Source organism: Isoptericola sp. NPDC060257, assembly GCF_042726645.1.
Classification (GTDB): domain Bacteria; phylum Actinomycetota; class Actinomycetes; order Actinomycetales; family Cellulomonadaceae; genus Isoptericola; species Isoptericola nanjingensis.
Window position 1 is genome coordinate 1 of the sequence record NZ_JBHXAW010000182.1, and the last position, 9,180, is coordinate 9,180.

The window sequence follows — 9,180 nt, forward strand, 5'->3', positions numbered from 1 at the left end:
GCGTGTGTGGGGTGGGGGTTTTTTTTTTTCTCGCCCCCGCCCCCCCCCGGGGCCCCCCGTCGGTGGGGGGGCGGGGCGCCCCCCCCCCCCCCGGGGGGCCCCCCCGACGGTCCGTCAGCCCCGCGGGCCTCGCCGCGGGGCACCTCGTGCTGCGCGAGGCCGGCTCGGGCACCCGCGACGTGCTGGAGGACGCGCTCGGTCAGGCGGGCGTCCGCCTGCCGTCCCACGTCACCGCGCTGGGCTCCACGGCGGCCGTGAAGTCCGCCGTGCGGCACGGGGACGGCGTGACGGTCCTGTCCGCGCTGACCGTGGCGGACGACGTGGCGGCAGGCCACCTGGTGACCGTCCCGATCGCCCAGCTCGACCTCTCGCGCCGCCTGCGCGTGGTGTGGCGCGACGGCGCGTCGCTGTCCGCGCCGGCCCGTCGGCTCGCCGCCGTCGCGGGCGCGCGCTGAGCGTCGTCCGCCGTGAGGTAGTGCCTGCCGCACCCCGGTCGTGCCCGCCGCGCACTACCGGGATGCGGGAGGCACTACCTGGGCGGCACGGCTCCTCGCGTGCGGGCCCGGAACGCGTACGTGACGTACGGCAGCTCGATCTCGGTGCGGCCGGCGAGGTCGGGGTGCGTGGCCTCCAGGGCGTCGACCTCGGCGAGGCGCGTCTCGCGCTCGGCCTCCGGGAGCCTCAGCAGGTAGCTGCGCGTCCCCGCGAGCGTGCGAAGCGCGCCGGACGGGAGACGGTCGACCCAGCGGAAGGTCTCGGCCTCGACCGCCGTGAACCGGCCGCCGAGCTCCGTCAGCGCGTCGTGACCGGCCGCGGGCTCGAGGCGGTCGCCACGGTGCAGGATCTCGCCGAACCGCGCGACCCAGTCCACCTCGGCGTCGCGGTCGTTCCAGACGACGCCGAGCGTGCCGCCCGGCCGCAGGACGCGGGCGATCTCCGCCGCCGCGGCGTCGGCGTCGAACCAGTGCCACGCCTGGGCGACCAGGACGGCGTCGACGGACGCGTCCGGGAGGGGGAGGTGCTCGGCGGTGCCCTGGCGGGTGGCGACGCCCGGCAGGCGCGCGGAGAGCTCGGCGAGCATGGGTAGCGACGGGTCGACGGCGACGACGTCCGTGCCCGCCCCGGCGAGGCCGACGACGACCTCGGTGAGCTTGCCCGTCCCGGCGGCGAGGTCGAGGACCCGCCGCGCGCCCGCGGGGAGCAGCCACTCGACGGCGTCCCGCGGGTACGTGGGCCTGACCTGGGCGTACACGTCGGCGTCCCGGTCGAACGAGGCCGCGCGGTCGGCGTGGTCGTGCGGGTCGTGCCCGGCGGAGGCGGGCGGCGGGGGAGACGAGGAGGTCATGCGGGGAGCCTGCCACGGCCTTCGGTCGAGCGTGACGTACGGCACCTCGCGCGCGTTTTGGCCGACGGCCACCTGTCCGGTAATGTTTTCCGACGTTGGGCCTGACGCCGGCGCTCCGATCATGTCGGATTTGCCCGGAAGGCTCGATCCATTGGGGTATGGTGTAATTGGCAGCACGAGAGATTCTGATTCTCTTAGTCTAGGTTCGAGTCCTGGTACCCCAGCGCAGCGCTCTTCGCCCGCCTGGTGCGGTGTGTAGAGTTCTCACGGCACGGAGGTCCTCGAGACCATCGAGTCATAGGCCCCCATCGTCTAGCGGCCTAGGACGCCGCCCTCTCACGGCGGTAACGCGGGTTCAAATCCCGCTGGGGGTACGCAGGTCGTCCGTCTCGACGGACGGTCGCACGGTTCAGGTCTCCACGCCCGAGCCGGTTCCAGGCCCCCATCGTCTAGCGGCCTAGGACGCCGCCCTCTCACGGCGGTAACGCGGGTTCAAATCCCGCTGGGGGTACACAGCAGGCATCGCACAGGCAAGGCCCGGTCCACGTGGACCGGGCCTTCGTCGTTCGTCGGGCCGTGCACGACCCCTCGCGCCGACCGGGCGAGGCCCGCGGAGCCGGACCACTGGAACCGGCCCGCTGGAAGCGGCTCAGAGGAACGGGTCGGGCACGATCGCGCCGTCGCTGCGCGGATGGTCGTAGCTCGCGCCCGTGGGCTTCCAGCTGACCGGGTGCGCCCCGTCGCTGGGCCGGGCCTCGGGCGGGCGGGGCGCCGGGTTCGGGGGCTGCACGGCGATCGGCTGCGTGGTGGGGCGGGGCCCCTCCGACGTCTCGCGGCCGGGCACGACGGTCGGTGCGCCGGGAGCACCGCCGGGAGCGCCGCCGGGGGCACCGGCCGGCGGCCGCGTGGGGCCGCCGCCCAGATCGTCGTCGTCGTCCAGGCGCGGGCCGCCCGGCGTGAAGAGGGTGTCGCACAGGGTGCGGTAGGTGGAGTCCGGGCGCGGGACGAACCTGATGGTGCGCAGCGCCTGGTCCTGGCCGGCGGACTCCATGTCGAAGCGGCCGTAGCCGAGGACCTGGCCCGTGGGGCTGCGCGAGTACCCCATGTCGGTGACCTTCTTCATCGGCATCATCGCTACCTTGTGCACGACGAGCCCGTACAGCAGCAGGAGCCGCTTGTCGGTCGCGACGAACCACTCGTAGCGCCACTCGAGCCACTTCCAGGCGAGGCGGCCGGCGACGACGAACCACACCACCCAGAGCCACCCCACGGTGGAGCGCACGTCGACCGGCGTCGACATGACGATGGTGCCGATCAGCAGGAACGCGGCGGCCGTGGTCGCGATCGGCTCGAGGAGCAGCGCCCAGTGGTGGCGCGTCGCGACGATCACGCGCTCGTTCGGGAGCACGTACCGACGCAGGTGCGCGTGCGCGCGCACCCGGTCGCGCTCGCGCCTCTCGTCGGTGATCACGGGGTTCTCCGGGCCGTCGTCAGTCGGTCAGGTTCGCGAAGAACTGCCCGAAGCTGGAGAACGCGTTGGTGATGAAGTCCCAGATCGCCGTCACGATGTTCGCCGCACGGTCAGGGCTGCTCACGATCGCGTAGATCAGGAAGATCACGACGATCCAGATCAGCAGTGTCTTGGCCTTCGCGGGCATCAGGTCCTCACGCCTCTCGGGTCGCAGGGCAGGGCTGCCCCGTCAGCCAGGAGCGTACTGACCTGGGCGGGGGCCCGACAGCACCGGGCCCGGCGCGCCGCGTGGAGTCGCAGCGGGCCGGGCCCGGGATCGGTGCTGGTGGGGGAGACGGGTCACTCGCCGGCTCGGCGCAGCACCTCGGTCAGGCGGTTGGCGGCGGAGACGACGGCGGCGGAGTGCAGGCGGCCCGGCTGGCGGGTGAGGCGCTCGACCGGCCCGGAGACGGACACGGACGCCACGACCCGGCCGGAGGGCCCGCGCACCGGTGCCGAGACGGACGCGACGCCGAGCTCGCGCTCGGAGACCGACTGCGCCCACCCGCGGCGTCGGACGCCGGAGAGGATCGTCGCGGTGAACACGGCCTCGCGCAGGCCGCGGTGCAGGCGGTCCGGCTCCTCCCAGGCCAGGAGGATCTGCGCCGCGGAGCCCGCGTGCATCGTGAGGGTGGCGCCCACGGGGATCGAGTCGCGCAGGCCGACCGGCCGCTCGGCGGCGGCCACGCAGACGCGATGGTCGCCCTGGCGGCGGTAGAGCTGTGCGCTCTCGCCCGTGTGGTCGCGCAGTGCCGTGAGCACGGGGTTGGCTGCGGCGAGCAGCCGGTCCTCGCCGGCCGCCGTCGCGAGCTCGTTGAGGCGCGGTCCGAGCACGAACCGGCCCTGCATGTCGCGGCCCACGAGACGGTGGTGCTCGAGGGCGACGGCGAGGCGATGCGCCGTGGGGCGGGCGAGCCCGGTCGAGGAGACCAGCTGCGCCAGAGTGGCGGGACCAGCCTCCAGGGCGCCCAGCACGGACGCGGCCTTGTCGAGTACGCCGACTCCGCTAGTATCGTCCATAGGACGATATTGACGTCTCAGTCACTGAGATTGCAAGTCGGGGACCGCATCTCACGGGACGGAACCGTCTCACGAGCCGGGCCCTCCGGGGTCCGAACGACGGTATCGCCCGGCGGAACAGCCGACGAGATCGACCGAGACACAGCACACGCACGACGGCCGCGGGGACGCGGCGGACGAGGAGCACATGATGGCCGGCACGCTGGCGGAGAAGGTCTGGGAGGCGCACCTGGTGCGTCGTGGCAGCGACGGGGCGCCCGACCTCCTCTACATCGACCTGCACCTCGTGCACGAGGTGACGAGCCCGCAGGCGTTCGAGGGGCTGCGCCTCGCCGGGCGCCCCGTCCGTCGTCCCGATCTCACGATCGCGACCGAGGACCACAACACCCCGACGCTCGACATCGACCTGCCGATCGCGGACCTCACCAGCCGCACGCAGATCGACACGCTGCGCAACAACGCCAAGGAGTTCGGCGTCCGCATCCACTCCCTGGGCGACGCCGACCAGGGCATCGTCCACCAGGTGGGCCCGCAGCTCGGCCTGACCATGCCGGGCCTGACCGTCGTCTGCGGCGACTCGCACACCTCGACGCACGGCGCGTTCGGCGCGCTGGCCTTCGGCATCGGCACCTCCGAGGTCGAGCACGTGCTCGCCACGCAGACCCTGCCGCTCGCCCCGTTCAAGACGATGGCGATCACGGTGAACGGCGAGCTGCCCCCGGGCGCCACCAGCAAGGACATCATCCTGGCGATCATCGCCAAGATCGGCACCGGCGGCGGGCAGGGCTACGTGCTCGAGTACCGCGGCGAGGCCATCCGCAAGCTCTCGATGGAGGCGCGGATGACCATCTGCAACATGTCCATCGAGGCCGGCGCCCGCGCGGGCATGATCGCGCCCGACCAGACGACGTTCGACTACCTCCAGGGCCGCCCGCACGCGCCCGAGGGCGAGGACTGGGACGCCGCCGTCGAGTACTGGACGACGCTGCGCAGCGACGACGACGCCGAGTTCGACGCCGAGGTCGTGCTGGAGGCGGCCGACCTCGAGCCGTTCGTCACGTGGGGCACCAACCCCGGCCAGGGGCTGCCGCTGTCGGCGTCTGTGCCGGTGCCTGCCGACATCGCCGACGCCAACGAGCGCGTCACGGCCGAGCGCGCGCTGGAGTACATGGGCCTGGAGGGCGGCACGCCGCTGCGCGACGTCAAGGTCGACACGGTCTTCATCGGCTCGTGCACCAACGGGCGCATCGAGGACCTGCGCTCCGTGGCGAAGGTGCTCCAGGGCCGGCAGAAGGCGGACGACGTGCGCGTGCTCGTCGTGCCCGCGTCCGCCCGCGTGCGGCTGCAGGCCGAGGCCGAGGGCCTGGACGTCATCTTCAAGGAGTTCGGCGCCGAGTGGCGCAACGCCGGCTGCTCCATGTGCCTCGGCATGAACCCCGACCAGCTCGCGCCGGGCGAGCGCGCGGCGTCCACCTCGAACCGCAACTTCGAGGGTCGCCAGGGCAAGGGCGGGCGCACGCACCTCGTGTCGCCGCTGGTCGCGGCCGCGACCGCCGTCCGCGGCACGCTGTCGTCGGTCGCCGACCTCGAGTTCGAGGGCGACGTCGACCTCACGACGTTCGACGGCACCCCGCTGGCGCCGCTGTCCGCCCCGTCCTTCGTCTGACCCCCACCCCGTAGCAGGAGATCGTCATGGAGAAGTTCACCACCCACACGGGCGTCGGGGTGCCGCTGCGCCGCACCAACGTCGACACCGACCAGATCATCCCCGCCGTCTACCTCAAGCGGGTCACCCGGACGGGCTTCGAGGACGCGCTGTTCGCCGCCTGGCGCGGCGACCCCACGTTCGTGCTCAACCAGGACGCGTACAAGGCGGGCTCCGTGCTGGTCGCGGGCGCCGACTTCGGTACGGGCTCCTCGCGCGAGCACGCCGTGTGGGCGCTCAAGGACTACGGCTTCCGCGTCGTGCTCGCGCCCCGGTTCGCGGACATCTTCCGCGGCAACTCGGGCAAGCAGGGCCTCGTGGCCGGCATCGTCGCGCAGGAGGACATCGAGATCCTCTGGAAGATCCTCGAGACCAAGCCCGGCACCGAGGTGACCGTGGACCTCGAGGCGCGCACCGCCCACGCCGACGACGTCACCGTGCCGTTCCAGATCGACGACTACACGCGCTGGCGCCTCATGGAGGGCCTCGACGACATCGGCCTCACGCTGCAGCACGAGGACGACATCGCGGCCTTCGAGGCGGAGCGCGCGGCCTGGCGGCCCAAGACGCTCCCGGCCAAGCACCTGCCGAGCGTCCCGATCGAGCCGGCGCGCCCGGTCGGCTGACCCGCTCGACCTCGACCGCGCCGGGGCCCGTCCACCCTCAGAGGGTGGGCGGGCCCTGGCGCACCCGCTCGAGCAGGCGCTCGGGCGTCGCCTCCGCCGGGTCCCACCACGAGTCGACGAACCAGGTCGCGCCGGCGTCCGCGAAGGCGCGGGCCTGCTCGCGGGCCTCGCCCGGGTCGGACGAGAGGAGGCCGGACGCGACGACGTCGAACGGTCCGGCGTCGGGCCCGCGCTGCTCGGCGATCCACGCGGTGAGCTCGCGGACGGCGTCGGGGCCGGCCTCCGCCTCCTCCGGCGTCGCGCCACGCGCCTGCACGACGATCCCGTCCCAGCGCAGCGTGCGGTGCAGGTTCTTCAGGGGCGGGTTCGTGGCGTCCCAGACGCCGACCGGCCACACGGGGATGTGGCCGCGCACCGGGGGAGCGGCGAACCGGAACGGCCCGGTGCGCACCTGCGCGCCGTCGGCCTCGAAGGTCTCGCCGGACCACGACGTGCGCAGCCACTCAAGGGTCTCGTCGAGCGCCTGCGCCCGGTCCTTCAGCGCGGTCACCTGACCCGGGACGGACGTGAACCCGCGGTCGTCGAGCACGCCCACGCCCGCCGGGAGCACCAGCCGCCCGCCGGACAGGTGGTCGACGGTCAGGGCGCGCTGCGCCAGCTCCCACGCCCGGTGCCGCGGCACCGCGAACACCATGGCGCCGAGCGCGATGCGCCCCGTCACGGCCGCGGCGCCCGCGAGGACCGCGAACGGGTCCCAGGCCGTCAGGGCGTCGCCGCCCCAGTCGCCCATGCTCATCCCGTCCCAGCTGAAGAAGCCGTCCCAGCCGTGCTCCTCGCACGCGCGGGCGAGGGCGACGTTCTGCTGCGGGGTGCCGAAGCTGCCGACGAAACCGAACCTCATGTGCGTCTCCTTCGTCGTCCTGGGGTCTGCGCCGACGCTACGCGCGGCGTCCGACACGGCCGTGGGACACGGGGAACGTAGGGTGTGCGGGTGCCTGACGAGAACGAGAAGCCCCTGGTCGAGATGTGGACCGACGGTGCCTGCAAGGGCAACCCCGGCATCGGGGGCTGGGGGGCGCTGCTGAAGGCAGGGGAGCACACCAAGGAGCTCTACGGCGGCGAGACCGTCACCACCAACAACCGCATGGAGCTCACCGCCGTCGTCGAGGGGCTGCGCGCGCTCAAGCGGCCCAGCACCGTGGTGATCCACGTCGACTCCTCGTACGTGATGAACGGCATGCGCACCTGGATCGCCGGCTGGAAGCGCAACGGCTGGACGACGGCGGCCAAGAAGCCCGTGAAGAACGTGGACCTGTGGCAGGCCCTCGACGCCGAGGTCACGAAGCACGACGTGCGCTGGGTGTGGGTCAAGGGGCACGCCGGCGACGCGGGGAACGAGCGCGCCGACGAGCTCGCGAACCTGGGCGTCGACTCCGTGCGGTAGTCCGGGCCCGACGACGTCGCGCGGGAGGTGCGACGGACGTCACGCCGCAGGGGGTGGCGCGCGCTAATAGGCTGGGCCCATGGCTTCCCACTACGACGTCGTCCTCCTCGGGGCTGGCCCCGGCGGCTATGTCGCCGCGATCCGTGCGGCCCAGCTCGGCAAGTCCGTCGCCATCATCGAGGAGAAGTACTGGGGTGGTGTCTGCCTCAATGTGGGCTGCATCCCCTCCAAGGCGCTGCTGCGCAACGCGGAGCTCGCCCACATCTTCAACCACCAGGCCGACTTCTTCGGCATGTCCGGTGACGTCACGTTCGACTTCGGCAAGGCGTTCGACCGGTCCCGCGTGGTCGCGGACGGCCGCGTCAAGGGCGTCCACTTCCTCATGAAGAAGAACAAGATCGCCGAGTACGACGGCCGCGGCACGTTCCGCGACGCGAACACCATCGAGGTCGCGCTGAACAAGGGCGGCACCGAGACGGTCACGTTCGACAACGTCATCATCGCCACCGGCTCGCAGGTCAAGCTGCTCCCCGGCGTCGAGCTGTCCGAGAACGTCGTGACCTACGAGAAGCAGATCATGACGCGCGACCTGCCGGAGTCGATCGCCATCGTCGGCGCCGGCGCCATCGGCATGGAGTTCGCCTACGTCCTCAAGAACTACGGCGTGGACGTCACGATCATCGAGTTCCTCGACCGTGCCCTGCCGAACGAGGACGCGGACGTCTCCAAGGAGATCGCCAAGCAGTACAAGAAGCTCGGCATCAAGCTCCTCACCTCCACCGCCGTCCAGACCATCAAGGACAACGGCTCGTCCGTCACCGTCTCCTACAAGGGCGTCAAGGACGACAAGCCCGGCGAGATCGTCGTCGACAAGGTCCTGTCCGCCGTCGGCTTCGCGCCGAACGTCGAGGGCTTCGGCCTCGAGAACACCGGCGTCCAGCTCACCGAGCGCGGCGCCATCGCGATCGACGACCACATGCGCACCAACGTGCCGCACATCTTCGCCATCGGCGACGTCACCGCCAAGCTCATGCTGGCGCACGTCGCGGAGGCGCAGGGCGTCGTCGCCGCCGAGACCATCGGCGGGGCCGAGACCCAGACGCTCGGCGACTACCGCATGATGCCGCGCGCCACGTTCTGCTCCCCGCAGGTCGCGTCGTTCGGCCTCACCGAGCAGCAGGCCAAGGACGAGGGCTACGACGTCAAGGTCGCGTCCTTCCCGTTCATGGCCAACGGCAAGGCCCACGGGCTCGGCGACCCCACCGGGTTCGTCAAGGTCGTCGCCGACGCCAAGTACAACGAGCTCCTCGGCGCCCACATGATCGGCCCGGACGTCTCCGAGCTGCTGCCCGAGCTCACCCTCGCGCAGAAGTGGGACCTCACGGCCGACGAGGTCGCGCGGAACGTGCACACGCACCCGACGCTGTCCGAGGCGCTGCAGGAGTCCATCCACGGCATCGTGGGGCACATGATCAACTTCTGACCTCACAGTTCGGACCAGGTCGCCTGGCCGGAGGCCCGGTACCGCGG

General features: G+C 72.2%; 10 protein-coding genes and 3 tRNA genes. 8 read left to right on the plus strand and 5 right to left on the minus strand.

Features of this window, described 5'->3' with window-relative positions; genetic code table 11:
• The first annotated feature begins 62 nt into the window (after positions 1–62).
• On the plus strand, positions 63–455 hold the full coding sequence (locus ACFWEK_RS14630) for a LysR substrate-binding domain-containing protein (protein WP_430554518.1): 393 nt from the start codon (positions 63–65) through the stop codon (positions 453–455).
• Positions 456–529: 74 nt separating this feature from the next.
• Here ACFWEK_RS14630 and ACFWEK_RS14635 read toward each other — a convergent pair whose 3' ends face one another.
• On the minus strand, positions 530–1,345 hold the full coding sequence (locus tag ACFWEK_RS14635) for a class I SAM-dependent methyltransferase (protein WP_430554516.1): 816 nt from the start codon (positions 1,343–1,345) through the stop codon (positions 530–532).
• Positions 1,346–1,497: 152 nt separating this feature from the next.
• On the opposite strand from ACFWEK_RS14635, the gene ACFWEK_RS14640 reads away from it, so the two are divergent.
• The 3 genes from ACFWEK_RS14640 (at position 1,498) to ACFWEK_RS14650 (ending at position 1,856) form a co-directional block, all read left to right on the plus strand.
• Positions 1,498–1,569 (plus strand) — tRNA-Gln (locus tag ACFWEK_RS14640).
• 77 nt (positions 1,570–1,646) lie between these two features.
• Positions 1,647–1,719 (plus strand) — tRNA-Glu (locus ACFWEK_RS14645).
• Between the two features lie 64 nt (positions 1,720–1,783).
• A tRNA-Glu gene (locus ACFWEK_RS14650) sits at positions 1,784–1,856 on the plus strand.
• 138 nt (positions 1,857–1,994) lie between these two features.
• Here ACFWEK_RS14650 and ACFWEK_RS14655 read toward each other — a convergent pair.
• The 3 genes from ACFWEK_RS14655 to ACFWEK_RS14665 form a co-directional block, all read right to left on the minus strand.
• Positions 1,995–2,816 (minus strand): PH domain-containing protein, encoded by an 822-nt coding sequence (locus ACFWEK_RS14655; protein ID WP_430545818.1) that lies wholly within the window; start codon positions 2,814–2,816, stop codon positions 1,995–1,997.
• A gap of 19 nt (positions 2,817–2,835) precedes the next feature.
• On the minus strand, positions 2,836–3,003 hold the full coding sequence (locus ACFWEK_RS14660) for a hypothetical protein (protein WP_176168850.1): 168 nt from the start codon (positions 3,001–3,003) through the stop codon (positions 2,836–2,838).
• Positions 3,004–3,155: 152 nt separating this feature from the next.
• Complete coding sequence (locus ACFWEK_RS14665; protein WP_079574616.1) at positions 3,156–3,875, minus strand: IclR family transcriptional regulator; 720 nt, start codon at positions 3,873–3,875, stop codon at positions 3,156–3,158.
• Between the two features lie 190 nt (positions 3,876–4,065).
• On the opposite strand from ACFWEK_RS14665, the gene leuC reads away from it, so the two are divergent.
• Entirely contained in the window at positions 4,066–5,541 is a 1,476-nt protein-coding gene (gene leuC, locus ACFWEK_RS14670; protein WP_430545817.1) for a 3-isopropylmalate dehydratase large subunit, read from the plus strand.
• Positions 5,542–5,567: 26 nt separating this feature from the next.
• Positions 5,568–6,206 carry a 3-isopropylmalate dehydratase small subunit gene (leuD, locus tag ACFWEK_RS14675; RefSeq protein WP_430545816.1) on the plus strand — a complete coding sequence of 213 codons (639 nt, stop codon included), beginning with the start codon at positions 5,568–5,570 and terminating at the stop codon, positions 6,204–6,206.
• Positions 6,207–6,243: 37 nt separating this feature from the next.
• Here leuD and ACFWEK_RS14680 read toward each other — a convergent pair whose 3' ends face one another.
• The gene (locus ACFWEK_RS14680; protein ID WP_430554517.1) at positions 6,244–7,107 is read right to left on the minus strand and encodes an LLM class flavin-dependent oxidoreductase; all 864 of its coding nucleotides are present in this window, start codon (positions 7,105–7,107) and stop codon (positions 6,244–6,246) included.
• 123 nt (positions 7,108–7,230) lie between these two features.
• Between ACFWEK_RS14680 and rnhA the strand changes: the two genes are divergently transcribed.
• A complete protein-coding gene (gene rnhA, locus ACFWEK_RS14685) occupies positions 7,231–7,650 on the plus strand; it encodes a ribonuclease HI (RefSeq protein WP_430554519.1) in 420 nt (139 codons plus the stop codon).
• A 79-nt stretch (positions 7,651–7,729) separates the two neighbouring features.
• Positions 7,730–9,133, plus strand: coding sequence for a dihydrolipoyl dehydrogenase (gene lpdA, locus ACFWEK_RS14690; RefSeq protein ID WP_430545814.1), 1,404 nt, complete (start codon positions 7,730–7,732; stop codon positions 9,131–9,133).
• The last annotated feature ends 47 nt before the right edge of the window (positions 9,134–9,180 follow it).

Bases quoted from the DNA above. Each gene is read 5' to 3' on its own strand.
- ACFWEK_RS14635 (WP_430554516.1), bottom strand. From the start codon at position 1,345: ATGACCTCCTCGTCTCCCCCGCCGCCCGCCTCCGCCGGGCACGACCCG.
- ACFWEK_RS14665 (WP_079574616.1), bottom strand. From the start codon at position 3,875: ATGGACGATACTAGCGGAGTCGGCGTACTCGACAAGGCCGCGTCCGTG.
- ACFWEK_RS14660 (WP_176168850.1), bottom strand. From the start codon at position 3,003: ATGCCCGCGAAGGCCAAGACACTGCTGATCTGGATCGTCGTGATCTTC.
- ACFWEK_RS14680 (WP_430554517.1), bottom strand. From the start codon at position 7,107: ATGAGGTTCGGTTTCGTCGGCAGCTTCGGCACCCCGCAGCAGAACGTC.
- rnhA (WP_430554519.1), top strand. From the start codon at position 7,231: ATGTGGACCGACGGTGCCTGCAAGGGCAACCCCGGCATCGGGGGCTGG.
- leuD (WP_430545816.1), top strand. From the start codon at position 5,568: ATGGAGAAGTTCACCACCCACACGGGCGTCGGGGTGCCGCTGCGCCGC.
- lpdA (WP_430545814.1), top strand. From the start codon at position 7,730: ATGGCTTCCCACTACGACGTCGTCCTCCTCGGGGCTGGCCCCGGCGGC.
- leuC (WP_430545817.1), top strand. From the start codon at position 4,066: ATGGCCGGCACGCTGGCGGAGAAGGTCTGGGAGGCGCACCTGGTGCGT.